Consider the following 25,422-nt stretch of genomic DNA (forward strand, 5'->3'; position numbering starts at 1 on the left):
GCGGAAGGAGTTCACGATGAATTCGACGAAGACCGTGGCGGGAGCCGTGATCGCCGGTGCGCTGGGCTTCAGCGCACTGGGACTCGGCACTGGCACGGCAGATGCTGATCCAGGGCCACCGCCGATTCCCGGTATCTCGGTACCCGATGTGGTTCCACCGCCCGGACAGCTGGGACAGCTGCCGTTCATCCCACCGCCGGGCCAGTTGGGGCAGCTTCCGTTCGTGCCGCCACCCGGGCACTGGGACAAGCCGTGGAAATGGCTTCCTCGGTGACTCCCTGCGGGAACTGGTGATTTCCGCAGCGCTATCGGCAACGCGGCCATCGTCGTTGGCAGAGCCCGCTCGAACCTATTTCGAGCGGTAATCGGACGGCAAAGTTCCCGTTTCCCGCGCGGCCTAGTCGTGCGCCCGCTCCACGACCCAGGCCGCGACCTGGGTCCGGGAGGTGAAACCCAGTTTCGCCAGAATGTGCTCCACATGACCTTGTGCGGTGCGGGGTGAGATCACCAGGCGGTCGGCGATGGCCTGATTGGTCAGGCCTTCGGCGATCAGGGCGGCGACTTGGCGTTCCCTCTTGGTCAGTCGCGTCGACGCGGCGGTGGCGGGTGTGGAGGTGTCGGCCTGTTGCTCGTGGAGGGCGTAGGCGATGGCCGCGTCGAAGCCGAGTTGTTCACCCTTGCGGTGGGCCGCGCCGAATGCTTTGTCCCCGAGCTCCTTCCGGGCCTTCTGTGCATATTCTTCTTGGTAGAGAATCAGATTGGTATGTATGACCGCCGTACTGCTGATCGACCGCGCCAGCCCGTCCGCGGCTCCCATCAGAACTGCGGCCCGGAGTGCATCGCGACGTTCGAAGCTGATCCAGGCGAGCGCTTCGAGGCAGGCTGCAGCGACGCGGGGGCTGCGCACCTGCTTGGTCAGTTTCAGTGATTGTTCGATAAGCTGCACCGAACGACTTGCATCACCCTGCTTCCACACAGCAATTCCCAAGGCCCACAGCGAATGCGATCGGTACATCGTCTCACCGTGCGCTTCCGTGATCGCGAGCGCACGTTCGTGGCACTCGATCGCCTGGTCCGTCCGGCCGGACAGTCCATAGGCCAGACCTAACGGGTACAGGATGGCTACTTGGAGCAGTTGATCTCCGCGTTCGGTGAACTCGGCGAGCGCGATGTCCAGTTGCGAGCACGCTCGCGCGAGATCACCGCTGTAGAGGGCCAGCATGCCGTCGGCGCAGTCGACGTAGGCGCGCAGGAGGGGATCCCTCGTGTCGGCGGTGAGAGTCCGCGCCTCCTCGACGAGCGCTGTCGCGGCCTGAAGGTCGCCTTGAGCGAAAGCCATTACGCTGTGGCTGTAGAGCGCCTTGATCGAATCCAGGGTGGGCGGGCCGCTCTGGCGGACGAGCAGTTGGTCGTACCACCGTCGCCCCTCGCTGTAGAGGCCTTGGGAGCTCCAGAACAGGAACAGTGCCACGGCGATGCGTAGGCCGGCGGCGGGGTCGTCGTCGACGCTGAACTCGAGGGCCTCCCGCAGATTCGCGTGTTCCCGCTTCAGCCGGGCGATCCAGTCGAGTTGGCGGGCGCTGATCCACTCGGCTTCCGCATCGAGCGCCAATGCCTCGTACCAGTCCCGGTGCCGTCGACGCAACGCCACAGCCTCACCGGTCTGCTCGAGTTTCTCGAAGCCGTACTCGCGGAGGGTCTCGAGCATCCGGAACCGCACCACCGACCCGTGCTCTTCGCGGATCAGGATCGACTTCTCCACCAACGAGGTCAGCGTGTCCAACAGTTCGTCCGGGTCGAGTCCCTCGCCGCACACCTGCTCCGCGGCATCGAGTTCGAAGCTTCCCGCGAACACCGCCACCCGTCCCCACACCAGTTGTTCACCGGCGGTGCACAACTCGAAACTCCAGTCGATGCACAACCGCAGGGTCTGTTGCCGCGTCGGCGCACCCCGGCTGCCCCGGGTCAGCAGGGTATAGCGGTCGGTCAGCCGCCCCAGGATCTGCTCCGGCGACATCGCCCGCAACCGCGCCGCCGCCAACTCGATCGGCAACGGCAACCCGTCGAGACGACGGCATATCCCCGCCACCGCCACCGCGTTCTCCTCGGTGACCGCGAAACCCGGAACCGCGGCAGCGGCACGCTCGACGAACAACGTCACCGCATCGTATTTCGGCAAACCCCGCAGCGAGGGCTTCCGGTCGGGATCCGGGACGGCCAGCGGGGGGACCCGCAGCACTGCCTCCCCGCCGATGCCGAGAGGTTCGCGGCTGGTGGCCAGCATCCGCAACCGCGGACTCACCCGCAGCAGGTGGGCGGCGAGTTCGGCGACGGCATCCACCACCTGCTCGCAATTGTCGAGAACCAACAGCATTTCCTGTACCGCCAGGTGCTCGAGAAGGACCTCACGCAACGGCCGTGCCGAATGGTCCCGCACCCCGACGGCGGAGGCCACCGCATCGACCAGCGACGACCCGTCACGCAGTTCACCCAACTCGACCAGGCGAACCCCGTCGGCGTACTCACGCTGCACACTCGCTGCAATCCGCATCGCCAGCCGGGTCTTGCCGACACCCCCGATCCCGGTCAACGTCACCAGCCGCGACCCGGCCAGCAGGTTCTTCGCCTCGGTGAGCTCATGGCGTCGGCCGACGAAACTGGTCAGCTCCAGGGGAAGAGTTCCCGTCGCTCCCAGCGTGGAGGAAGGCTGCGACAATCGCCCGCCGAGCGAGGTCGGTTGCTCTCCGTTCCCCCGCGCATCGGCCTCCGCACGAAGTGCCATCTCGTCGACCGGGAAGCCGTGGGCGCGTTGCAGACCTCGCAGCTCCTCGCCGAAGTCGGCGGCGGTGGCCGGACGCGCACCGGGCTCGCGGGACATCGCCCGGGCGATCACCGCGGACACATCCTCGGGGATCCCGTGCTCACGCAGATCCGGCACCGCCTGCGTGGTGATCCGCAGAAACTGCGCGACCACCTGCTCACCGCTGCGACGCTCGAACGCGGCATGACCGGTCAGCGCACTGAACAGGGTGGCACCGAGACCGTACACATCGGCGGCCGGACTCGGCGGATCACCGCCGAGCACCTCCGGCGCGGTGTATGCCGGCGACCCGGTGACGGCACCGGTGGCCGTCTCGAACCCGCCGCTGATGTGCGCGATACCGAAATCGGCCAACTCCGGCTCGCCGTACTCGGTGAGCAGGATGTTCGCGGGTTTGACGTCGCGATGCAGGATGCCGAGCCGGTGCGCCGACTCCACCGCACCGGCCATCTTCACCCCCACCCGAAGCACCTGATCCAACGGCAGCGGACCGTCCTCGCGGACCCGGGCCTCCAGCGAATCCTGCGGGTGATACGGCATCACGATGTAGGGACGGCCGCCGTCGGTGGCACCGACCTGCAGAATGTTGACGATGTTCGGGTGCCCGGTCAGCCGCCCCATCGCCCGCTGTTCCCGGAAGAATCGGGCCTTGTTCTCGTCGTCGAGTTCGACGGTGAGCACCTTCACCGCGACCGTGCGATCCAGTTCCCCCTGGGTGCAGCGGTAGACGACGCCGAAACCGCCGCGGCCGATCTCCTGAACGTCAGCGAAACCAGCTCCACCGAGTTCGGCGGCCGGGGACGGCGGCGGGTACCGCTGAGTGTCGAGCGGATCACCTTCACCCATCGGACGGTCTACTCACCCCGTCGGCTCATCGATCCCGCGCCCTGGCTCCGACGGCACGACCAGCGCGGATACAACCGTGGACTCACTTCTCGATGGCGTCCTTCTGAGGATATCGCTGACGGTGATCGGTGCGGGCGATCCTGGCCGCTGCCGGTGTGAGCCTTCCCATTTAGTCAATCAAATTGATCAATTTGGTTGTACGCTTTGCTCATGATCACCGAACAGGCCACCGCGCAGGTCCTGCGGGAAGCACTGCGCCCGATCTGGCGACAGCTCACCGCAGGCAGGTCGATCTCGGTCGGCAAGATCGGCGTGCTCGCCTACCTGTCGAAGCACGGACAAACGTCTGCCTCGACACTCGCGGCTGCCGAGAAGATCAGCCCACAGGCAATAGCCAATGCGGTGCGCGAACTCGAGAGTCTCGGCCTGGTTGTGCGCACCCCCGACGAGCAGGATCGACGCCGAATCTGGATCGAACTCACCGATGCCGGTCGGGAGAGGCTGGCGCAGGAGCGGTCGCAAGGCCTGGACTGGCTGGAACACGCCATCGCGGAACGGCTGACGGACGAGGAGAAGAAGACTCTCGACTCCGTCGTCCCGATTCTGCGCAAGTTGGTGGACGATGCCCCAGTCGACTGATTCCACCACGCGTCCCCGATTACTGCCGGCCCTGGCGTATGCCGCCCTGACGACCGCGATCGTCAGTTCACTCGGCATGCTCCTGGTGCCCACGATCTCCCACGACATGCACGTCGAGGTGAGCACCGGCCAATGGATGCTCACTGTCAACCTCCTGGTCGGCGCGGTCGCAACACCGATCATGGGCCGGCTGAGCGACGGCCCCCACAAGAAGCGCCTGCTCCTGTTCTCCCTGACCACGATCCTCGTCGGGTCGATCGTTGCGGCCGCCGCTCCCAACTTCACCGTCTTCCTGATCGGACGCGCGTTGCAGGGACTCACCTACGGAATCGTTCCGGTGACGATCGCTCTGGCCCGCCGCTATCTCCCCGAGAACCAGGCCCGGCTCGGCATCTCCAGCCTGTCGGTGACGGTGACGACAGGCCTGGGACTCGGATACCCCCTGACCGGCATCCTCGCCGATCTGCTCGGGTTCCGTTTCGCCTTCTGGTTCGCGGCGCTGTTCCTGATCACCACCATCCTCGTCGTGTGGCGTGTCGTTCCCGCAGGCCCCGACGAGCAGGCACCACGCAACACCCTCGACGTACCGGGCGCACTGCTGGTGGGTACCGGACTCGCGTCGCTCCTCATCGCCGTCAGCGAAGGCTCCCGGTGGGGCTGGGGATCGCCATGGACCCTCGGATTCTTCGCCGGGGCGGCCACACTGCTGACGGCGTGGTCCCTCGTCGAACTGCGCACCCCCTACCCGCTGATCAACCTGCGGGTACTGCGCAACGGTGACGTGCTGGTCGCGAACAGCACCGCGATCGGCCTCGGCGCCGCGATGTACATCGGACTCTCGATCGGCAGCCTCATCGCCCAGGCGCCCGCCTCCACCGGCTACGGGATCGCGCTGCCCCTGTTCTGGGCCGGATTCGTGATGCTTCCCCTGTCGGTGGCGAGTTTCGGCGCGAATCGACTCGTCCGCGCGGTCTCGCACCGGATCCGCATGAGGACTCTGCTGCTCGTCGGTGCAGGCCTCGTGACGGCCTCGAGCATGCTCCTCTGGGTCGCCCACAACGCGCTGTGGGAAATCCTGATCGGGATGTTGGGATTCGGGGCCGGGATGGGCATGACGTACGCGGCGATGCCGGCCCTGATCGCCCGCAGCGTCGCCGACACCGAACTCGGCAGCGCAGTGAGCTTCAACCAGGTACTGCGTACCGTCGGCGGCTCGTTCGGCAGCGCCATCGCGGGCGCGGTGCTCGCCGCCAACCTGGCACCAGACCTACTTCCCACCGAAAACGGAATCAGGCTCGCTCTCGCCGTCGGTGCCATCGGGTGCGCGGTCGTCTTCGTCGCACTCCTCGTCAATCACGTGATGTCGCGTCCGCCGACCCCGCTGTCGGAGCCGGCGGACGCGCGTATCAGTCGGCTATAGGGCGTGCTTCCCGATCCCTCAGGAGCGCCGAAATGGGGATCGGGAGACACGCCCTACGCACCTTCGACGATGGCGGCCATTCCCTGCCCGCCACCGATGCACATCGTGAGAAGCGCCTTGCCGCCGCCACGTCGCCGCAATTCATGCAGCGCGGTGGTCGTCATTCGCGCTCCGGTCGCGCCGATCGGGTGTCCGAGCGAGATCCCGGACCCGTTGACGTTGAGGCGGTCCCGGTCCTCGAATCCCCACTCCTTCAGGACGCCGAGCACCTGGCACGCGAATGCCTCGTTCAGTTCGATCAGCGTGAAGTCGTCGAAGCTCGCACCCGTCCTGCTGAACAGCTTGGATGTGGCCGCGACCGGCCCGAGCCCCATCAGTGCCGGTTCGCACCCGGCGGCGGACCACCCGGTGAGGAAACCCATCGGCTCGAGCCCGAGTTCGTCGAGTTGATCTTCGGCGACGACGAGCATCGACGACGCGGCGTCGTTCTGCTGACTCGCGTTGCCCGCAGTGACGACACCGTCCTTGAGAGCACTCCGCAGGCGTGCCAGGGTTTCGGGCGTGGTTTCCGGACGGATACCCTCGTCCCGCGACACGACGGAGACGTTGCCCTTGCGGTCGGTGATCTTGACCTCGATCACCTCGTCGTCGAACTTGCCTGCCTCCCAAGCCGCGTGAGCCTTGGCGTGGCTGCCGGCGGCAAAAACGTCGGATTCTTCGCGGCTGATTCCGCACCGCGACGCGACATTTTCCGCAGTCTCGATCATTCCGCTGATCTTCCCGAACCGCCATTCCGGCTGGGAGCGCTCACGGCCGCGGTCGAGACGGTCGTAGAGGTTGAGCGATCCGGCGCGGGTGCCCCAGCGGGCACCGGTGGTGTAGTGCTCGATGTTGCTCATCGACTCGACGCCGCCGGCGAGCACGACGTCGGCTGCGCCGGTCTGCACCATCATCGACGCCGTCACGAGGGCCTGAAGCCCGGTGCCGCAGCGACGGTCGGTCTGCAGTCCGGCGACCGAGATCGGCAGTCCCGCCTCGAGCGCCGCCCACCGTCCTATACACGGGGCCTCGGAGTTGGCGTACGACTGCCCCATCGCGACGTCCTCGATGAGTTCCGGGTCGATACCGGACCGCGCGACGGTCTCCTTGATGACCGTCGCCGCCAGGGTCTCGGCGGGCACGTCACGCAGTCCGCCGCCGAAGCGGCCGACGGCCGTGCGGACGGGGGCGACCAGTGCTGCTCTACGCATGTTGTTCCTCGTTTTCAGGAGACCAGGACGCGGACGGTCTCGGCGACGCACGCCGGCTTGTCCTCACCCTGGATCTCGATGGTGTATTTGACGACCAGTTGCGCGCCCTGGTTGGTGCGCTCGAACGACACGATCTCGCCGCCGGCCCGCACCTTCGCCCCGACCTTCACCGGCTGGGGGAAGCGAACCTTGTTGAGGCCGTAGTTGATCACCAGCTTCACGCCGTCGATGCGCATGAGTTCGGCGCCAAGTTTCGGCAGCAACGACAGCGTGAGGTAACCGTGGGCGATGGGGGCCCCAAACGGGCCCTGGGCGGCACGCTCGGGATCGACGTGGATCCACTGGTGGTCTTCGGTGGCATCGGCGAACCCGTTCACGCGTTCCTGCGTGATCTCGAGCCAATCGCTGTGGCCGAGCTGTTCGCCGACTGCGGATTCGACGTCGTCGATTCCCTGGAATACGCGCATGACACTCTTTCGGTTCGGCCCGGTACCGGGCGGAAGTGGAAACGGCTAGAGGTTGACGTTCTCGAATACGGCCGCGATGCCCTGCCCACCGCCGATGCACATCGTCTCGATGCCGTAGCGGGCCTGGCGGCGGTCCAGTTCACGGAGCAGATTGGCCAGGATGCGACCGCCGGTGGCGCCGACGGGGTGGCCGAGGGAGATGCCGGATCCGTTGACGTTGAATCGGTCTCGCATGTCGGACTCGTCGAACTTCCACTCCCGCGCGCACGCCAGCACCTGCGCTGCGAACGCCTCGTTGATCTCGAGGAGATCGATGTCGTTAAGGGTGAGCTTCGCCCGGGTGAGGGCCTTGTCGACGGCGGGGACCGGGCCGATGCCCATCCGGTTCGGCTCCACTCCGGCGACGCCCCAGCTGACGAGCCGGGCGAACGGGCGCAGGCCCAGACGTTCCGCGTTCTCGGGGGTGGTCACGATCGCGGCGGCGGCCGCGTCGTTCTGGCCGCACGCGTTGCCCGCGGTCACGGTCGCCTCCGGGTCGACGCGTGACCGGATGGGCCGCAACGCCGACAACGACTCCGCCGTGACATCCCGGCGCGGGTGCTCGTCGGTGGTGACGACGACGTCGGACTTACCGCGCTTGCCCGGCACCGTCACCGGGATCGTCTCGGCGTCGAACAGGCCGCCGTCCTGGGCGCGGATCGCCCGCGCGTGGGACTCGGCGGCGTACGCGTCCTGCTCCGCGCGGTTGATCGAGTACTCGCGGCGCAGGTTCTCCGCGGTTTCGATCATGCCGCCCTCGACGGGGAAGTTGACGCCGCCGGAGTTGGTGCGGGGCTTGGCCAGTCGGTCGTGGAATTCGACCGACGCGCCCTTGACGCCCCAGCGCATTCCGGTGCTGTAGAACTCGGTCTGGCTCATCGACTCGGCGCCGCCCGCGATCACCAGATCGCTCATTCCGGTCTGCACCTGCATGGCCGCGTAAATGACCGCCTGCAGCCCGGAGCCGCAGCGGCGGTCGAGCTGGATGCCGGGCACGGTGACGTCGAGGCCGGCGTCGAGCGCAGCGATCCGGCCGATGGCCGCAGCCTCGCCGTTGGCGTAGCCCTGACCGAAGATGACATCGTCGATGTCGTCGGACGTGAGCGACGTCCGCTCGATCAGGCCTTTCAACACCGTCGAGGCGAGGGTGGTGACGGGGATATCGCGGTACATGCCGCCGAATCCCCCGACGGGGGTGCGGACGGGTTCACAGATCACTGCTTCGTACATGGGCTCAGAGCGCTTTCTTCGCTTCGCGGACGAGGCCGCCGCCGATGATCAGGCGCTGGATCTCGCTGGTGCCCTCGTACAGGCGCAGCAGGCGGACCTCACGGTAGATCCGTTCCACCGGAACGTCTCTCATGTAACCGGTGCCGCCGTGAACCTGCACCGCGAGGTCGGCGACCTTGCCGGCCATCTCCGTGCAGTACAGCTTCGCCACGGACGGGGCGATCCGACGATCCTCACCGCTGACATACTTCTGCGCCGCGTCCCGCACCAGCGCGCGGCCCGCGGACACCCCCACCTGCTGGTCGGCGAGCATGGCCTGCACCAACTGGAAGTCACCGATCGGGGTGCCACCCTGCTTCGTGACCGCAGCGAAGGCGACGGACTCGTCGAGCGCCCGCTGAGCGCTGCCCACGGCGAGGGCGGCGATGTGCACGCGGCCCCGGGCCAGCGACGTCATGGCGGCGCGGTAGCCGGCCTCCTCACTGCCGCCGACCAGGGCGGTTTCGGGGACGGTGACGTCGTCGAATGCGACCTCCGCGGTCCAGGCACCCTCCTGGCCCATCTTCTTGTCCTTCGGCCCGACCACGACACCGGCGGTGTCGGCGGGAACGAGGAACACCGCGATGCCGGTGCCGGTCTCGTCGGCAGGACGGGTGCGAGCGAAGACCACGAACAGATCGGCCAACGGCGCGTTGGTGATGAACCGCTTGGTGCCGTTGATCGTCCACTTGCCGTCCTTCAGGACGGCGCGGGTGGTCAGGCCCGCCGGGTTCGACCCGGCCTCCGGCTCGGTCAGCGCGAACGACGCGACCACGTCACCGGACGCGATACGCTCGAGCCATTCCGACTTCTGTTCGTCCGTACCGAAATTCACCAGCACCTGGCCGGCGATCCCGTTGTTGGTGCCGAACATCGACCGCAACGCCAGGCTCGTGTACCCGAACTCCATGGCCAGTTCCACGTCCTGCGTGAGGTCGAGTCCGAGCCCGCCCCACTGCTGCGGGATGGCGTACCCGAACAGACCCATCTCCGCCGCCTTGCGCCGAATGTCGTCCGGAATCAGGTCCTTTTCCGCGATTTCATTTTCCCTGGGAATTACTTCCTTCTGAATAAAGGTTCTCGTCTGCGCGAGAATGTCCTTGAAGTCTTCGTCACTCACTTCGCGTTCAGCCATGAAGGTGAATATCCAGCAACCCGGCCTCGCTGTCAAGCGAGTGCCTCGAACGAGAACGCGCAGCGCAGACGGCATTTACGACCCATAGGAAGAGGGAAACTGTCGGTTTCCTACAGCGTCTTTGACCACGGCGGCCCGAGGCACTTCAATAGGTGTCAGTGTCCGGAGGAATTGACCGGGCATATTCACGAACAATGAAATTTCCCGGCGAGATGGAACTCGATATTCGACATGGTTGGCAAACCCGAGGACGCACTCCTCTACAAGGGCTACACCGTCGATCCGCACGAATTGGAACAGCTGTTGCTGTCACGACGAGACATTCTCGACGTCGTGGTGGTCGGCCGCTCCGTTCTCGGGGTCGGGGAGATGCCCGTCGCATTCGTGGTGGCAGAAACCACGGCGCGCATCACCGCCGAGGAACTGATCGAGTTCGTGGCGGCCACGGTGCCGCCGTACAAGAAGGTGCGTGAGGTGGTCTTCGTCGACGAGTTGCCGCTGTCCCCCCGGGGTGCGGTCCTGCGGTCCGCGTTGCGCGACCGTTTGAACGACGTGCACGCCGAGCAGAGTACGGAGAAATGATGAATACGGGACAGGTGGAACGATGACACGACTGGCGCAGACCGCCGGGCTCACGGATACCCAGGGCGAGATCGTCTCGGCGGTACGCGAGTTCGTGGACAAGGCGATCATTCCTCAGGCGCAGGAGCTCGAACATTCCGACACGTACCCGACGGCCATCGTCGAGCAGATGAAGGAGATGGGCCTGTTCGGGCTCACGATCCCCGAGGAGTACGGCGGCATCGGGGAATCCCTCCTCACCTACGCACTGTGCGTCGAGGAGATCGCGCGGGGATGGATGAGCGTGTCCGGGGTGATCAACACCCATTTCATCGTGGCGCACATGATCGCCAATCACGGCACACCCGAGCAGAAGGCCCACTACCTGCCACGCATGGCGACGGGTGAACTGCGCGGCGCGTTCTCGATGTCCGAGCCCGAACTGGGTTCCGACGTCGCCGCCATCCGGACCAAGGCGGCCCGGGCAGCGGACGGCAACTACGTGATCGACGGCCAGAAGATGTGGCTGACCAACGGCGGGTCGTCGACACTGGTGGCGGTGCTGGTCCGCACCGAGGAGGGTGCGGCGAAGCCCCACGACAACCTCACCGCGTTCCTCATCGAGAAGCCCGCCGGGTTCGGCGAGGTGCTGCCCGGGCTCACGATCCCCGGGAAGATCGACAAGATGGGCTACAAGGGCATCGACACCACCGAGATGGTGTTCAGCGGCTACCAGGCCGCGGCAGACACGATCCTCGGCGGCGACCCGGGCCGCGGCTTCCGGCAGATGATGGACGGCGTCGAGGTCGGCCGCGTCAACGTCGCCGCCCGCGCGTGCGGGATCGCACAGCGCGCGTTCGAACTCGGCGTGAAATATGCGAAGACTCGGGAGACGTTCGGTTCGCCGATCGCCGAACACCAGGCGATCGCCTTCCGGATCGCGGAGATGGCGACCAAGGTCGAGGCCGCACACCTGATGATGGTGAATGCGGCGCGGCTCAAGGACTCCGGGGAACGCAACGACGTCGCGGCCGGGATGGCCAAGTACCTCGCGAGCGAGTTCTGCTCGGAGGTGACGCAGGACAGCTTCCGGATCCACGGCGGCTACGGCTATTCCAAGGAATACGAGATCGAACGCCTCATGCGGGAGGCACCGTTCCTCCTCATCGGTGAGGGCACCAGCGACATTCAGAAACAGATCATCAGCCGCGGGCTGCTGCGTTCGTACAACTGAGGAAGGAAGAATCAATGACACTTCTCGAGGGACGGGTCGCCGTCGTCACGGGCGCGGCCCAGGGCATCGGTTTCGAGATGGCCCGGAAGTTCGCGAGCGAGGGCGCGTCGGTCGTCCTCGGCGACATGCGCGCCGAGAACGTCAAGGCCGCTGCCGGAAAGCTGGAGGCCGACGGCTTCCAGGCCGTCGCCGTCGCCTGTGACGTGACCGATCCGGATCAGATGCAGAACCTGGGAAAGACGGCGCTCGACGCGTTCGGCGCGATGGACGTGTGGGTCAACAACGCCGGCATCACCCGCGACGCGACGCTGCGCAAGATGTCACTCGCCGATTTCCGCTCCGTCATCGACGTGCACCTGCAGGGCGCGTGGCTGGGCACCCAGATCGCGTCGATCGCGATGCGGGAGGCCGGCAAGGGTTCGATCGTGAACATCTCGTCGATCTCGGGCAAGGTCGGCATGGTCGGGCAGACCAACTACAGCGCCGCGAAGGCCGGCATGGTGGGCCTGACCAAGGCGGCCGCGAAGGAGGTCGCCCACCTCGGGGTCCGGGTCAACGCGATCCAGCCCGGCGTGGTGAACACCGACATGATCCGCGCCCTGCGCGCCGACATCATCGAGGCGAAGCTCAAGGAGGTCCCGATGGGCCGCGGTGCCGAGCCCGAGGAGATCGCGAACGTCGCCCTGTTCCTCGCGTCCGATCTGTCCAGCTACATGACGGGCACCGTCCTCGAAGTCACCGGCGGACGTCACATCTGACATCCGGCGGATCGACGGGTCGTACGCAGTAGTCTGCACTGGTGGAGTCGCGTCACGTCGAGTACTTTCTCGCCACCGTCGACAACGACGGCCTCGCGCTCGCGGCCGAGGCCCTGGGCGTCACCAAGCCGTCGTTGTCGAAGGGGCTGCGCAATCTCGAGCGTGACCTCGGCGTCGAACTGTTCCACCGCGTGGGCCGCGGCCTGGTGCTCAGTGCGGCGGGAAAGGCATTCGTCGGTCCGGCGCGGAAGATCGTGCGAGACCTGGTGGCCGCCGAGAGCTCACTCGTCGACGTCTCGGGACTGCCGCGTGGCCGACTCGACATCTGCGCGTCGGCGCACGTCGCGGAAGGCCCTGTCACGGAACTGATCGGGGCCTTCCGCAAGCAGTATCCCGGCGTGGTCGTCCGGCTCGCCGACCTGCGGCCGGTCGACGTCATCGCCTCGCTGATCCGAGACGGACACTGCGAGATCGCCTTCAGTCATTTCCCCTTCGCTGCAGCCGGATTGACGACTCGCGTCCTCGGAATCCACGAGTACTGGCTGGTGGTGCCGCACGACGCCGAGATCGACTGGCGGGATCCGTTCCCCCTCGACGACCTTCCGGATATTCCCGTGGTGGGGCTGCCCAAGGAGTCGTCGTCGCGCACCGTCATCGAGAAGGCACTGCAGGCCGCTGGGAGCCGGACGATCATGTCGGCCGTCGTCGAGCAGCGGGAAGCGGTCGGTGCGTTCGTCGTCGAGGGCGTGGGAATGTCGTTCATGGAACGCACCCTCGCGGAACGAGCCGCGGTCGGCGGAGCCCGGATCTGTACCCTCGACCCGCCGATCACCGTCCCGTACGGGGTGATCTACGACGAAGCCCGGCTATCTCCGGCCGGACGCGCGTTCCTCGATACGCTCGCGCCCTGAGCCTCGTCGAGCGCGGCGATGAACGCCGCCGCCGCGGGCGGAAGCGGATCCGGTCGATGGACGAGACCGATGGTGCGCACCTCCGGCGGTGCGAGCGAGCGCACCACGACCCCCGGCAGTTCCTGCTCGGCGACGCGCCGCGGCAGCAGGGTCGCCCCCGCACCCTGGACAACCAGTTCCCACATCGACTGACGATGCGCACACTCGACGGCGATGTTGTTCACCGGCAGTCGTGGCCGCGACCCGATCTCGACGATCATGGGAATGTCGGCAAGCAGGTCGACGGGCACCGGATCGGGTAGCTCGATCGCCAGATCGGCGTGGAGCGCGAGCACGATTTCCTGTTCCCCCACCATCCGGAACTCGAGCCCCTGGTGGTCGACGAGCAGTTCGGTGAGCCCGAGGTCGCACTCACCCGACCGGACCGCGCGACCCACACCGTCCGCAACGTCCGCCGACACCGTGACCAGGACCACGCGCGGGTACTGCCGATGGAACCGGCCGACGATACGCGGAAGCGGATCGGCAGCAAGAGAATTGAGAACTGCGATCGTCAGCGTGCCGGACCGCAGTTCGGCGACGTCGTGCACGACGGCCCGCGCCCGCTCCACATCGGCGAGGACCTGCCGCGCCGCATGTGCGAACGACGTGCCCGCCGGGGTGATCCGCAGCTTCCGTCCTCCACGATCGAACAGTTCGACACCCAGATCGCGCTCGAGAGTCCGGATCGCCTGCGACAGCGACGGCTGCGCGATGAACAGCGCCCGCGCGGCCTCGGTGATGCTGCCGTGCTCGGCCACGGCGACGAGGTACTCGGCGTCCCGGATGTCCACCAGTCGAGTCTAGCGGCCACGCAGTTCACCCAGGCCACGGCCGGTCGACTAGATGCGCAACTAAATTGAAGGCCTGCGACCGCCCCATTTCACAAGATCGCAATCACACTAGACTGACGGTATATTATGTCTAGTCTCATATCCGGGAAGGTGCGACCGCCGATGCCGCTGCATGACAGATCAAGGCGACAGCAACTTCCGGAGGAAGTTGCCTCGTATGTACGCGAGATGATCATTTCCGGCGACGTGCGTGCAGGCGATTTCCTCCGCATCGAGCGGATCGCCGAAGCCGTGGGAGTCAGCACGACGCCCGTCCGCGAGGGGCTTCTTACACTCCGGAGCGAAGGCTTCGTCGAGTTGGTCCCCCGTCGAGGCTTCGTCGTGGCCCCGTTCACGAAGCAAGACGTGCGTGACCTCTTCTGGGCTCAGGCGCAACTGGCCGGTGAACTGGCTAACAGGGCCGCGAAGAACATCACCCCCCAGCAGATCGCCGAACTCGAGGGAATCCTCCAGCAGCACCAGGACGCCATTGCCCAGGGCGACACGGAACGTGTCGCCTCCCTCGGTCACGCGTTCCACCGCAAGATCAACCTGACCGCGGACTCTCCTCGCCTCGCCAGACTCCTGGGCTCCGTCGTCACGAATCTTCCGGACCGCTTCTACGCCACCATCGAGGGCAAGATCACCACCACGCAGCAGGAGCATCCCGCCCTAATCGAAGCCTTGCGCAAACACGCGAGCAAGAGAGCAAAGACTCTCATGGAATCACACATTCTGGACGGCGCGGATCACCTGATCGAAGGACTCGAGCAGCGCGGGCTGTGGGATGCTGACGACGCGGCGAACGCGGGCTGATCCGCGGTCTGTCGCCCGTCTCCGTTCTCAGCGCCGTGCGCGCTGCACCGTTTCCGAGGGTAGGAATCCGAACCGCGCTCGGTATTACTGAGCGAACCGACCGGAATGGAAGAACTCCACGTCGCCGCGATATCGGTGGCAGAGCCGCTGCGCCGCAATCGAGTTCGCGATGAACCTGGCCGAGCCGAACGCCACGCAGGTAGGCGGGGGGGTGTCGGGGGGATTGACCTGGAGGAACTCGGCACTGCCAAGAAGGGGAGCCGCTGGGCAGAGGAAAGCCGTCCGATACGAACTGGTCCGCTCGGTAATGCACCCACCGATGTCGTCGGCGTGCTCGCGGTCGTACACGGCTTCGATGACGGCATCCGCGTCCGCATCGCTCACCACCCCATGGGTGTTGTGGCGGAACGAACGGTGTCGTTCGAGCCCGCTCACGATTCGCTAGGCGGACTCGGCGCTCTCGCGCTCGGCGGCCGCCAGCACAGCCTCGACCACCAGATCGTAGATCGTCCGACGATCGATGCTGGTCAGCTCCGCGATCTGGGCGCGGGCCGTCGGATACTCGGGGTCGGGAAGATGCGCGTGGATGCGCGTCCATGACGCGGCGTCCTTCGCCTGGATCTCGGGGGCCAGGGTGGCGAGTACGGCGACCTGCCCGGCGAGCCCGAGCGTGGCGTCGGCGAATGCCCGGTAGTACCGGACCGTGGCTTCGCGTGATAGGCCCGACCTCGCGAACGTCTCGAGGATCAGCTCGACCATTCGGCGCTCTGCCGGACCGCCCGTGCTGCGGGCGAACGTCAGCGCCGCGATGGCAGGTGAGCGGACCGCGGTCGCCCAGATCCGATCGGCGATGCGCCGCAAGGTGTCCTGCCAGTGCTCGCTGTCGGGCACCTCCCCGATCTCCTCCAGTTCGACCGCGGTCGCATGGTCGTGGACGGCCAGTAGCAACTCGTCCCTGTCGCGGAACAGCCGGTACAGAGTCGTCGCATCGACCTTCAGTTCCTCGCCGAGGCGACGCATGGTCAACCCGGCTGCGCCGTCACGCTGAGCGAGTTCGAAGGCGGCCTTCACCGCGGCTTCCTGCTGCAGCCCCTTGCGTTCACGCCGCGTCGTCCGCGCCGGCGGTGTGGCGCGAGCGGTGTCCTACATGGCACCGAGCCTGGTCATGATCATTTTCGGCGTCATCGCGGTCGTCAGTGCCGGCACCGCGCCCACGGCGTTTCTGGTCGCGATCAGGGCGATGCTGCTCACCGCACTAAGCTACGCACGGCTGGCGCGCATCTACCCGGTCTCGGGTTCGGCGTACTTCTACGCCCGCCGCAACCTCGGCTCGGCGGCCGGGTTCCTGGTCGGATGGGCGATCCTGTTGGACTACCTGTTCTTGCCGATGGTCGCGTGGCTGGCGCAGTCGATCCTGCTCAACGCACAGTTCCCCGCGGTTCCGATCTGGCTGTGGATGTTGATCAACGCCGGCTTGACCACGGCGATCAACGTCATCGGGATCGCACTCGCCGATCGTCTCAACCGGCTGCTACTCGCCGTCTCCACCTTCTTGGTACTGCTCTTCTTCGCGTACTGCATCAGGTTCCTCGTCTGCAATCCGGTCGCCTCCTACGGCGAACCGTTCTGGAATTCCAACAGCACGGTCGCCGGCATCTCCGCGGCAGCGGCGATCGCGGCGTACTCGTTTCTCGGTTTCGATGCGGTGACCACACTCGCCGAGGAGACCAAGGACGCCGCGCGAAACATCCCCCGGGCCATCATCTGGATCGTCTCGATCGGCGGCGTCATCTTCTTCGTCGTGGCATATGTCATGCAGCTCGTCCACCCCGGCGACATCTTCGACGATGCGCAGGCCGCGTCGTACGCGATGTCGGTGCAGGTCGGCGGTCAGTTCTTCGCCGATTGGACCAATCTCGCGGGAATCATCGCAGGATCGGCATCCTGCCTGGCCGTCCAGCTCAGCTCGAGCCGTCTGCTGTTCATCATGGGCCGCGACGGTGTTCTTCCTCGCCGATTGTTCGGAAAGCTCAACGGCCGTACCCGGACTCTCGTGTTCTGCGTGCTCGTCACGGGCGGCATGTGCTTCCTCGGTATGAACATGCCGCTCGAAACCGCGACGGGATTCATCAACTTCGGCGCGTTCACGGCCTTCACCGCAGTCAACCTCTGCGTCATCGTGTACTACCTGCGAAATTACGCCGCACGGCAGTTGAGTGCAGTCCGCTTCGTGGTCATGCCGCTCGTCGGCGCCGTCGCGACGCTGTACATGATCACCCAGCTCAGCGAACATGCACTGATCTCCGGACTCTCCTGGTTGGCAATCGGAATCGTCTACCTCGTCTGGCTCACACGCGGCTTCCGCCGGCCGACGCCCGAATGAGCTTCACCCAGGAGCAGGCGGTCATCGTCGCCGCCGAACAGAGCAGCGAGGCCGCGAAATGATCGACGACACCAAGACGATTGTCAGCCTTGCGGATTGGCAGAACCCACCGATCAACCGGTACACCTTCGGCCGAATGCGGCAAGTCGTGCCGACGGCACAGGTGGCTGCCGGATCGGCGCCACTGCGACTCACCGACGGCGACCCGCTCGATCTCGATCTCCCCGTCGGCACCGAAGCGCTCCGTTCAATACTCGACGCACCTACACCGACGGATTCATGGTCCTCCACAACGGCAGCGTCCGCGCCGAGCTGTACCCCGGAGACCTCGAACCCGACCGGACGCACATGCTGTTCTCGGTCAGCAAGTCAATTGTCGGAACCGTCGCGGCGAACTTGATCGCAGCCGGTCTGCTGGACCCGGAAGCCGCCCTCACCGAGTACATTCCGGAGCTTGCGAACTCCGGCTACGCGGGTGCCACCGTGCGCCATATCCTCGACATGCGTTCCGGCATCCGATTCTCCGAAGAATACCTGGAACCGGGCGCCGAGGTGCGGCACCTCGATCAGGCCGTGGGCTGGATTCCGCGCGTCGACGATTGGGTACCGCCGTCGCTCTACCAGTTCCTTCCGATGCTGAAAGCGGCTCGCCCCCATGGCGGCCCGTTCGAATACCGATCGTGCGAAACGGATGTACTCGGCTGGGTGTGCGAACGCGCCGCCGCCGACCGTATGCCGGCGCTGCTGTCGCGGCTCGTGTGGTCGAAGTTCGCCGCCGACGACCTGGACGCCGGGGTAGACCGTGCCGGAGCCGTTTTCGCGGACGGCGGCCTCGCCGCGACGCTCCGGGACGTTGCGCGATTCGGTGAGATGCTCCGCCGCGGCGGACGCATCGGCGCCGAACAGGTCGTGCCGCTGCACTGGATCGACGATTCCCTACGTGGCGCGCCCGATTCGCATGAGGCATATTCTCAATCGCCGACCGGAGCGCCGTTCCCGGGCGGGATGTACCGAAATCAGTTCTGGATTCCCCACCCCGATCGGCGTGTGCTGTTGTGTCTGGGAATCTACGGTCAGTTCATCCACATCGACATCGATCGGGGCGTCGTCGTCGTGAAACTGTCGTCCTGCCCGACACCGGTGAACGACGAACTGGACAACGCCGCTTTCGCCGCGGCCGAAGCGGTCGCCGCAGCGTTGGGCTGAACGGTCACAGCGTCAGGGCGGGCGGACGCCCCCGGTCCACGGCCGCGGAGGCCGCGCACGTCCGCCTGTCCAACGGACGGGATTCGGTAAACACGCCACCCAGGACCTCACCCGCACCCTCGACGCCATCGATGACATCGACGTCGGCATCCTGCACATTCACTCCGAATCCGCCGGCGCGGACCCCCACGTCCCGTTCGGCGGCCCAAAGAAGAGCGGATACGGTCCGAAGGAGCAGGGCCGCTCGGCGCGGGAGTTCTTCACCCACACCACCACGGTGTACCTGCGGGGCGGGCAGGCGACGATATGAGAATTTGCAGCCTTGGCGTCCATGCCGTTGCGCATGCCAACGCATGGATGGCGGTGTAGCAGCGTCACATTCCGAACACGAGTTCGTGAGGGACGGAAATCCTTTTCACTTCATCGAACATTCAACGGAGCATGCTTCGACGAATCCGGATCTGCACCGCCGAACCGAAAGTCCGGCACAACCGGATCCCTGGTGGTCCGGGCGCGGCTCGATCAGCACGCCCGGACCACACGTGCACTGTTCCAGCCGGTAGCTACCGACACCCCGATCAGTCTTCTTCAGTCGCAGTGTTCTGGACCACCTCGAACCACGTGGAATCCATCTGGCCGGCTTCAAGTCCCACAAGCTCGTCACGAGTGGCGCGGAAGGCTTCGTCATGATGCCAGGCCGACCAGTCTTCTCTCGTTTCCCAGACACCGACGATGGCGCGCTCGAGTGGCTCATCGACCCCCTTGAGAAGTTGCGCTGAAATCCACCCCGGCTTTTCACGCGCCGCAGCAACCCGCTCATGCATTGCGCGGTCCCATCGCCCGGCACCCTCGTCGCGAAGCACAACTCTGGTGATGATTGTCATCATTGTGGCTCTCCTTTCCGACCCTCCTCAGAATGAACCTGTGGGTCGGCAAACTCCACGAATGCGGCGGCACACCGCCGAGACGACGTGAAAGAGGCGGCACCGCGGGATCCCGCAGCGTCGATCACTGCCATCCGCTCGCCGGACGGTCGCCGTCGACCACCGCCCCGGCGGCGAGTTGCCGCCGGAGGAGGTTGAGTGCCGCATGCTGGAGGAGGAGTACGGCCTCGACGTTCGTCCCGAGGATGCGTGCCACCTCGACGGCCGGGAGGCGGTGCGCGAGCCGGAGTCGCAGCACCGTCCGGTGGCGGTCGGGGAGGCTGTCCATCAGGGTGACGGCCCCGGCCGCGTCCTCGTCGTCGATGGTCACGACAGGCCTTTCTCTCGGATCGCACCACTGTCGCCGACCCGATGTCCCAGGTGGAAGGGACCGGCGTCCCGACCGTCCGGGATCCTGTCGACACGGCTACGACGGTCCGCCCGACGCTTTACGCTGAACGGCATGGCCGCTCTTCGCGCGGAGTGGATCAGGATCTGGCGCAACCCGGCCGACACCCTTGCGACCGTCGCGTTCAACGCCGTCCTGATGATCGGGGCCTGGTTCCTGCTCCCCCGGAACTGGTTGTTCGAGTGGACCGGACCGTCGGGTTTCGCTCTGGCCCTCGCCGGCTGGATGTACGCCGACGTCACCGCCACCAACGTGCTGGCACCGGACCGCGAGCGCGTTCTCGCCGCACTCGACGACCGGGACGCGCTGGGTGCGTTGCTCGCCGCCAAGGCGGTGGCGCTGTGGATGTTGATCGCCCCGATCTGCGCGACCATCGCGATCGCCGTGGGTGTCGTCGAGCAGGACTGGCTGTTCACGGCGGTGGTGGTGGTCGCGGTGGCGCTGTGCCCGTTCGGTGCACTTGCCGGGTCGAGTCTGGTCGGGGTGTTCTTCCCGTACCACCAGCGGTCGTTGCGGTGGCGGTGGGAGCAACGCGCCCGGTGGCGCACCGTCGTCGTCCGGTGGCTGATCCTGCTGGTGGTGCCGTACGGGGTGTTCCCGGCGTTGTCGGTGGCGATCGCCATGGTCCCGGTCGTGCTGTGGCGCCTCGTGCGACCGGGAGATGTGCACACGCGGATCGGCACCGCGGACTTCGCTCTGTGCGTCGCCCTCGCCGTCGTCATCTCCGCGCTGATGTGGGTCGCGGCACGTCGAATCGCAATGTCACGCATACAACGCCACGAACCGTTGGCGGGCTATCTGCGCGATCGGGACAGGGGCTGAGCCGGATCCGTGCCGGTGTCCTCCACGACGGCGGCTCCGCGCGCCAGGGCCACCGCGGCCATGACGACGGCGATCAGGGCGACGACGAGGACGGCGGTCACCTTCCGGTCGGCGTCGAGGTATTCGCCGAGCACCACGAAACCGAGCGGCGACGCCACGAGGGGTTCCATCACCGTGGTCGCGGGGAGCGACGCCTGCAGCGCTCCGACCTGAAAGGCCGACTGCCCCGCGATCGCCGCGGTGAGGGCGGACGCCCACAGCCAGTCGGCGCGTGTGACCGTGCGCCCGGAGAACCGGGCACCGAGCGGCAACGCGACAACAGCGACAGCACGGAGTCGGTCACAGTCATTCACTGTAAGTGCAGAATGTCCGGTTCGCCCCGAGACGTGAGCGCCGAAGCGCACTCCCGGACACATCGCCGCTCACCTGCGCAGGTGAGTGGGAAAGCGTGCCGGGGCACACGATGCCACTCACGTCAGGAGAGATGCTTCGGCTGGGGGGTCGACTTGTGGAATCGGTCCGATCCGACCTCGTCCTGGCTCGCCTCCGGCGGGCATTCGGCGCTGTATTTGCCGGCGTGTTCCAGGGAGACGACGACGGACTTCGACGTGGGACAGTTGCTGCCGGCCGCCGTGGAATCGAGTGGGACAAGCGGGTTGGTCTCCGGGTAGTAGGCGGCGGCCGAACCCCGGGGCGTGTCGTATTCGACAATCCGGAAGTCGTGGGCGCAGCGGACGCGGTCGTCTTCTGCCCAGTGTGTGAAGAGGTCGACCATGTCGCCATCATCGAATCCGAGGGCGGCAATGTCGTCGCGGTGCAGGAAGATCACGCGACGGCCGCCCTCGATTCCGCGGTAGCGATCGCTGAGCCCGTAGATCGTGGTGTTGAACTGATCGTGGCTGCGGATCGTCTGCAGGATCACGTGCCTCGGGGGCACCTGCAGCACCTCGATCGGGGACACCGCGAATTCGGCGCGCCCCGAATGGGTGGGGAACGTGCGGGAATCGCGCGGCGGGTGCGGCAGAACGAATCCACCCGGTCGCCGGACGTTCACCTCGTACCCCTCACAACCGGGCACCACCCGTGAGATGTGCAGGCGGATGTTCGCGTAGTCGTCCCGCATCTTCTTCCACTCGAGACCGTAGCGGTCGCCGATCGTGGCCTCCGCGATGCGGGTGACGATCCCCACCTCCGAATCGAGGTGCGGGCTGGCCGGTTTCAATGGACCACGGGAGGCGTGGACCGAGCACGTCGAGTCCTCGACCGAGATGAATTGCGGCCCGCCGGCCTGGACGTCCTGCTCGGTGCGGCCTTTCGTCGGCAGGATCAGGGCGGTGTCACCGCACACGAGATGCGAGCGGTTGATCTTCGTCGAGATGTGGACCGTCATCCGGGTCTTGCGCAGTGCGGCGGCGGTGACGTCGGTGTCCGGGGCGGCCTGGACGAAGTTGCCGCCCAGCCCGAGGAAGAAGTGCGCCTTGCCGTCACGCATCGCCCGGATGGAATCGACGGTGTCGTAACCGTTCTCGCGGGGCGGATCGAAGTCGAATTCCTTCGCGAGCGCGTCCAGGAAGTGCCGCGGCGGACGCTCCCAGATTCCCATCGTGCGGTCGCCCTGCACGTTCGAGTGCCCGCGCACCGGCAGCAGCCCGGCACCGGGTTTTCCGATGTTCCCCTGGGCGAGAGCGATATTGGTGACTTCCTTGATGATCGCCACCGAGTTGTGGTGCTGGGTGAGTCCCATCGCCCAGCAGAACACGGTGGCGTCGGAATCCCGCAGGAGCCGGGCCGCGTCGGTGATCTGTTCCCGCGACAGCCCGGTCGTGCGGGTGACGACGTCCCAGTCGATGTCGGTGACGTGCTGCTTCCACAGCTCGAATCCGATTGTGTGCTGGTCGATGAACTCCTGATCGAGGGCATCCCATTCGACGAGCAGTGAGCCGAACGCCTGGAGCAGGGCCAGGTCGCCGTTCAGTGCGATAGGCAGGTGCATGTCGGACAAGTCGGTGCCCGGGCCCACCATGCCGCGGGGCGTCTGCGGATTCTTGAAGTTGACCAGGCCCGCCTCACGGAGCGGGTTGATCGAGAGGATCTTCGCACCGTTCTGCTTGGCCTTCTCCAGCGCCGACAACATCCGCGGATGATTGGTTCCCGGATTCTGACCCTGCAGCACAATGAGTTTCGCCTGATAGACGTCGTCCATCGTGACGCTGGCCTTGCCGATGCCGATCGACTCCTGCAGCGCGATGCTGGTCGATTCGTGACACATGTTGGAACAGTCGGGCAGATTGTTCGTCCCGAACGCGCGGACGAACAGCTGGTACGCGAACGCCGCCTCGTTGGACGCCCGGCCGGACGTGTAAAAGATCGCCTCGTCCGGACTGTCCAGGGCGTTCAGCTGATCCCCGATCAGGGTGAAGGCCTCGTCCCATTCGATGGGTTCGTAGTGCGTTCCTCCGGGCCGCTTCACCATCGGATGCGTGATCCGGCCCTGCTGCCCCAGCCAGTGCTCGCTGTGGCAGTCGAGCTCGGCGATACTGTGGCGGGCGAAGAATTCGGGTGTCGCGCGGTCGCGGGTGGCCTCTTCCGCCACCGCCTTGGCGCCGTTCTCACAGAACTCCGCGGCGTGCCGGTGGCCCGGCTCCGGATCGGGCCACGCGCAGCTCATGCAATCGAACCCCTCGGCCTGGTTCAGTTGCAGCAACGTCTCGGCCGTACGGACCACGCCCATGTGCTCGAGCGCGCGCTTCATCGACACGGCGACAGCGGTCGGGCCTGCCGCGTGGTCCTTCGGGGGCCGCACCTCGAGATCGGCCTCGTCGTAGTCCCGTTCCTCGTCCGTGTGTCGCATCATTCAGCCTTTCGTCAGGGCGACCTCCCCACCAGTCGACCGAGATAGTCGATGACGTCGTCGGCCGCGGTGGCCGCGGCGGTGAGCGCGACGTACCCGTCGGGCCGCACCACCACCAGCGTGCCACCGTGTGCCCCGTATGCGCTGCGCGCCAAACCGCGGTCGTCGACGACGTCCACGCCGGGACCGCGGGAATCGCCCACCACCACGTACTTCACGTCGTCGGGCGCATCTTCGGCCAGGGTCTGCAGGATGTGCCGGGAGCCGCCGCCGAACCCGAGGACCGTGAAGTGTGTCCCCCGGAACACGTCGAACAGTCGCAGCGGCGTGCCGTCGGGGCTCAGGCAGGGCGCGTCGGGTGCGCGATCTCCGGCGCGCAGACCCGTCGTCACGTCCCCATCCCGCGACAGTGAACTCCACGGGTAGCCCAGACCGAGTTGCTGGCCGTCTTCGGTCACCGCGCCCGCAAACCCCTCGGAGTCCTCGCGCCCGAGGTTCGAGGCCACCTTCTGCAGTCCCGCGCTGCTCACCCCGAGCGTCCAGCGCGCGAGCGGCAATCGTTCCTCCTGGTACGTGTCGAGGAGCGACGGGTCCGCGGAGCCGGCCAGGACGAGAGCCAGTTTCCACCCGAGGTTGTAGGCGTCCTGGATTCCCGTGTTCATCCCGAGCCCACCGGACGGCGGATGAACGTGGGCCGCGTCCCCGGCCAGGAACACCCGGCCGTCGCGGAAGCGGTCCACCATCCGCACGTTCACATGCCAGGTGGACAGCCACGTCGGTTCGGACAATCGCACGCCGGGGCCGCAGGCGATGTCGTCGAGAACCCGCTGGAAGTACTCGAGCGACGGTTCGGGCAGGTTGCCCTCCTCGTCGAAGTCCGCGAACGGCACTCCCTGGAACTGCCAGGAGTTGATTCCACGGAACGGGCACAACGCGACGAACCCCCGCTCGGGGTGCGTCCACTGGTACCAGCGATCGGGGACCAGCCCGTCGACGGACACGTCGCCGAGGAGCATGCCCTCGATGCCGCCCGTCCCCTCGAACGACACCCCGAGCGCCTTGCGCACCGCGCTGCGCCCGCCGTCGCAGCCGACCAGGTAGCGCGCCATGACGGTCCCGCCGCCGGCGAGCCGGACGGTCACCTTGTCGGTGGTCTGCTCGAAGCCGACCACCTCGACACCGCGCTCCACGTCGATCCCGAACTCCGACAGTCTTTCTCGCAGGATCTGCTCGGTCCGCCACTGCGGGATCATCAGACCGCCGTCGTACGGCCGATCGGGCGTGGGGCTCAGGTCCGCGTGCGGGTCGCTGTCGCGCACCACCTGGCCGCGCACCGCGACCCGGCTGGGCAGGTGCCGGAACCCCGCCTCGACGATCTCGTCGACGATGCCGAGATCGTCCATCACTTCCTGGCTGCGCGCGGTCAATCCCTTTCCCCGCGAACCTGCGAACGGCTCGGGCGACTTGTCGAGGATCCGCACCTCCGCGCCCCGTCGCGCCAGTTCCAGCGCGAGCGTGAGCCCGGTCGGACCGGCACCGGCCACCACTGCCTCGGTAGGGCTCATGGCGTCATCGTATTCGCGACGGCACCGATCCGGCGGGAAAGTCGCCGCACAATCGTCGACGAAGGTTCCCGCTCACCGGTCTCGCGGAGTGATCCTCTCGCTCAGAAGTTTCCGCGGGCGGCTTGTTCGCGTTCGATGGCTTCGAAGAGGGCTTTGAAGTTGCCGATGCCGAAGCCGAGGGAGCCGTGGCGTTCGATGAGTTCGAAGAACACGGTGGGGCGGTCG

General features: G+C 66.4%; 24 protein-coding genes and 2 pseudogenes. 12 read left to right on the forward strand and 14 right to left on the reverse strand.

Annotated features, from left to right (window positions below; all coding sequences use genetic code 11):
- The first annotated feature begins 16 nt into the window (after window positions 1-16).
- Window positions 17-274 carry a hypothetical protein gene (locus HGB39_RS33270; protein ID WP_081276431.1) on the forward strand — a complete coding sequence of 86 codons (258 nt, stop codon included), beginning with the start codon at window positions 17-19 and terminating at the stop codon, window positions 272-274.
- Between the two features lie 123 nt (window positions 275-397).
- Here HGB39_RS33270 and HGB39_RS33275 read toward each other — a convergent pair whose 3' ends face one another.
- Entirely contained in the window at window positions 398-3,667 is a 3,270-nt protein-coding gene (locus tag HGB39_RS33275) for a protein kinase domain-containing protein (protein ID WP_064079826.1), read from the reverse strand.
- Window positions 3,668-3,877: 210 nt separating this feature from the next.
- On the opposite strand from HGB39_RS33275, the gene HGB39_RS33280 reads away from it, so the two are divergent.
- Entirely contained in the window at window positions 3,878-4,306 is a 429-nt protein-coding gene (locus HGB39_RS33280; protein ID WP_005250400.1) for a MarR family winged helix-turn-helix transcriptional regulator, read from the forward strand.
- Window positions 4,290-5,726 carry an MFS transporter gene (locus HGB39_RS33285; protein ID WP_005568537.1) on the forward strand — a complete coding sequence of 479 codons (1,437 nt, stop codon included), beginning with the start codon at window positions 4,290-4,292 and terminating at the stop codon, window positions 5,724-5,726. Before HGB39_RS33280 ends, HGB39_RS33285 begins: the two co-directional genes overlap by 17 nt.
- A 53-nt stretch (window positions 5,727-5,779) precedes the next feature.
- Here the strand turns inward: HGB39_RS33285 and HGB39_RS33290 are convergent, their stop codons facing one another.
- From HGB39_RS33290 to HGB39_RS33305, 4 genes are read right to left on the reverse strand one after another with little or no spacing between them, the layout of a single operon-like run.
- Window positions 5,780-6,976 carry an acetyl-CoA C-acetyltransferase gene (locus HGB39_RS33290; RefSeq protein ID WP_005568539.1) on the reverse strand — a complete coding sequence of 399 codons (1,197 nt, stop codon included), beginning with the start codon at window positions 6,974-6,976 and terminating at the stop codon, window positions 5,780-5,782.
- Between the two features lie 14 nt (window positions 6,977-6,990).
- Window positions 6,991-7,443 (reverse strand): MaoC family dehydratase, encoded by a 453-nt coding sequence (locus tag HGB39_RS33295; protein ID WP_005568540.1) that lies wholly within the window; start codon window positions 7,441-7,443, stop codon window positions 6,991-6,993.
- A gap of 45 nt (window positions 7,444-7,488) precedes the next feature.
- On the reverse strand, window positions 7,489-8,712 hold the full coding sequence (locus tag HGB39_RS33300) for an acetyl-CoA C-acetyltransferase (RefSeq protein WP_005568542.1): 1,224 nt from the start codon (window positions 8,710-8,712) through the stop codon (window positions 7,489-7,491).
- Window positions 8,713-8,716: 4 nt separating this feature from the next.
- A complete protein-coding gene (locus tag HGB39_RS33305) occupies window positions 8,717-9,886 on the reverse strand; it encodes an acyl-CoA dehydrogenase family protein (protein ID WP_005568544.1) in 1,170 nt (389 codons plus the stop codon).
- Window positions 9,887-10,117: 231 nt separating this feature from the next.
- Here HGB39_RS33305 and HGB39_RS33310 point away from each other — a divergent pair, with 231 nt between their 5' ends.
- Genes HGB39_RS33310 through HGB39_RS33325 form a run of 4 tightly spaced genes read left to right on the forward strand, consistent with a single transcriptional unit; the run spans window position 10,118 to window position 13,350 of the window.
- Complete coding sequence (locus HGB39_RS33310) at window positions 10,118-10,468, forward strand: AMP-binding enzyme (protein WP_005568545.1); 351 nt, start codon at window positions 10,118-10,120, stop codon at window positions 10,466-10,468.
- Between the two features lie 22 nt (window positions 10,469-10,490).
- On the forward strand, window positions 10,491-11,681 hold the full coding sequence (locus HGB39_RS33315; RefSeq protein ID WP_005568547.1) for an acyl-CoA dehydrogenase family protein: 1,191 nt from the start codon (window positions 10,491-10,493) through the stop codon (window positions 11,679-11,681).
- Window positions 11,682-11,695: 14 nt separating this feature from the next.
- Window positions 11,696-12,439, forward strand: coding sequence for a 3-oxoacyl-ACP reductase FabG (gene fabG, locus HGB39_RS33320; protein ID WP_005568548.1), 744 nt, complete (start codon window positions 11,696-11,698; stop codon window positions 12,437-12,439).
- 41 nt (window positions 12,440-12,480) lie between these two features.
- Complete coding sequence (locus tag HGB39_RS33325; RefSeq protein ID WP_054245947.1) at window positions 12,481-13,350, forward strand: LysR family transcriptional regulator; 870 nt, start codon at window positions 12,481-12,483, stop codon at window positions 13,348-13,350.
- Here the strand turns inward: HGB39_RS33325 and HGB39_RS33330 are convergent.
- Window positions 13,290-14,183 (reverse strand): LysR family transcriptional regulator, encoded by an 894-nt coding sequence (locus HGB39_RS33330; protein WP_005572881.1) that lies wholly within the window; start codon window positions 14,181-14,183, stop codon window positions 13,290-13,292. The two genes, HGB39_RS33325 and HGB39_RS33330, sit on opposite strands and share 61 nt — an antisense overlap.
- Window positions 14,184-14,309: 126 nt before the next feature.
- Here HGB39_RS33330 and HGB39_RS33335 point away from each other — a divergent pair, with 126 nt between their 5' ends.
- On the forward strand, window positions 14,310-15,038 hold the full coding sequence (locus HGB39_RS33335; protein WP_081276430.1) for a GntR family transcriptional regulator: 729 nt from the start codon (window positions 14,310-14,312) through the stop codon (window positions 15,036-15,038).
- An 84-nt stretch (window positions 15,039-15,122) separates the two neighbouring features.
- Here HGB39_RS33335 and HGB39_RS33340 read toward each other — a convergent pair whose 3' ends face one another.
- A complete protein-coding gene (locus tag HGB39_RS33340; protein ID WP_081276429.1) occupies window positions 15,123-15,473 on the reverse strand; it encodes a hypothetical protein in 351 nt (116 codons plus the stop codon).
- A gap of 6 nt (window positions 15,474-15,479) precedes the next feature.
- Window positions 15,480-16,109: a TetR/AcrR family transcriptional regulator gene (locus tag HGB39_RS33345; RefSeq protein ID WP_005572884.1), complete on the reverse strand. Its 630-nt coding sequence runs from the start codon at window positions 16,107-16,109 to the stop codon at window positions 15,480-15,482.
- 76 nt (window positions 16,110-16,185) lie between these two features.
- Here HGB39_RS33345 and HGB39_RS33350 point away from each other — a divergent pair, with 76 nt between their 5' ends.
- Both HGB39_RS33350 and HGB39_RS33355 read left to right on the forward strand, forming a co-directional pair.
- The gene (locus HGB39_RS33350) at window positions 16,186-17,421 is read left to right on the forward strand and encodes an APC family permease (RefSeq protein WP_005572886.1); all 1,236 of its coding nucleotides are present in this window, start codon (window positions 16,186-16,188) and stop codon (window positions 17,419-17,421) included.
- A gap of 58 nt (window positions 17,422-17,479) precedes the next feature.
- Window positions 17,480-18,627: pseudogene (locus HGB39_RS33355) on the forward strand (serine hydrolase domain-containing protein).
- 4 nt (window positions 18,628-18,631) lie between these two features.
- On the opposite strand, the gene HGB39_RS33360 reads toward HGB39_RS33355, so the two are convergent.
- The gene (locus HGB39_RS33360; RefSeq protein ID WP_155755947.1) at window positions 18,632-18,790 is read right to left on the reverse strand and encodes a hypothetical protein; all 159 of its coding nucleotides are present in this window, start codon (window positions 18,788-18,790) and stop codon (window positions 18,632-18,634) included.
- Here HGB39_RS33360 and HGB39_RS33365 point away from each other — a divergent pair.
- A pseudogene (locus tag HGB39_RS33365) lies at window positions 18,725-18,937 on the forward strand (aldehyde dehydrogenase family protein); the annotation flags it as partial. The gene HGB39_RS33360 and the pseudogene HGB39_RS33365 sit on opposite strands and share 66 nt — an antisense overlap.
- A gap of 268 nt (window positions 18,938-19,205) precedes the next feature.
- On the opposite strand, the gene HGB39_RS33370 reads toward HGB39_RS33365, so the two are convergent.
- Window positions 19,206-19,514: an antibiotic biosynthesis monooxygenase family protein gene (locus HGB39_RS33370; protein WP_005572892.1), complete on the reverse strand. Its 309-nt coding sequence runs from the start codon at window positions 19,512-19,514 to the stop codon at window positions 19,206-19,208.
- Between the two features lie 121 nt (window positions 19,515-19,635).
- Entirely contained in the window at window positions 19,636-19,881 is a 246-nt protein-coding gene (locus tag HGB39_RS33375; protein WP_005572894.1) for a sigma factor-like helix-turn-helix DNA-binding protein, read from the reverse strand.
- 132 nt (window positions 19,882-20,013) lie between these two features.
- On the opposite strand from HGB39_RS33375, the gene HGB39_RS33380 reads away from it, so the two are divergent.
- Window positions 20,014-20,781 (forward strand): hypothetical protein, encoded by a 768-nt coding sequence (locus tag HGB39_RS33380; protein ID WP_005572895.1) that lies wholly within the window; start codon window positions 20,014-20,016, stop codon window positions 20,779-20,781.
- Here the strand turns inward: HGB39_RS33380 and HGB39_RS40035 are convergent.
- The 3 genes from HGB39_RS40035 to HGB39_RS33395 all read right to left on the reverse strand — a co-directional run bounded on the left by HGB39_RS40035 (window position 20,754) and on the right by HGB39_RS33395 (window position 25,197).
- Window positions 20,754-21,134 carry a DMT family transporter gene (locus HGB39_RS40035; RefSeq protein WP_081276428.1) on the reverse strand — a complete coding sequence of 127 codons (381 nt, stop codon included), beginning with the start codon at window positions 21,132-21,134 and terminating at the stop codon, window positions 20,754-20,756. The two genes, HGB39_RS33380 and HGB39_RS40035, sit on opposite strands and share 28 nt — an antisense overlap.
- 122 nt (window positions 21,135-21,256) lie before the next feature.
- Window positions 21,257-23,632 carry an FdhF/YdeP family oxidoreductase gene (locus tag HGB39_RS33390; protein ID WP_043793385.1) on the reverse strand — a complete coding sequence of 792 codons (2,376 nt, stop codon included), beginning with the start codon at window positions 23,630-23,632 and terminating at the stop codon, window positions 21,257-21,259.
- Window positions 23,633-23,646: 14 nt separating this feature from the next.
- Window positions 23,647-25,197 (reverse strand): FAD-dependent oxidoreductase, encoded by a 1,551-nt coding sequence (locus HGB39_RS33395; protein ID WP_043793384.1) that lies wholly within the window; start codon window positions 25,195-25,197, stop codon window positions 23,647-23,649.
- Window positions 25,198-25,422: the final 225 nt, after the last annotated feature.

The sequence above is a fragment of the Rhodococcus opacus genome (assembly GCF_012396235.1).
GTDB lineage: Bacteria > Actinomycetota > Actinomycetes > Mycobacteriales > Mycobacteriaceae > Rhodococcus_F > Rhodococcus_F opacus.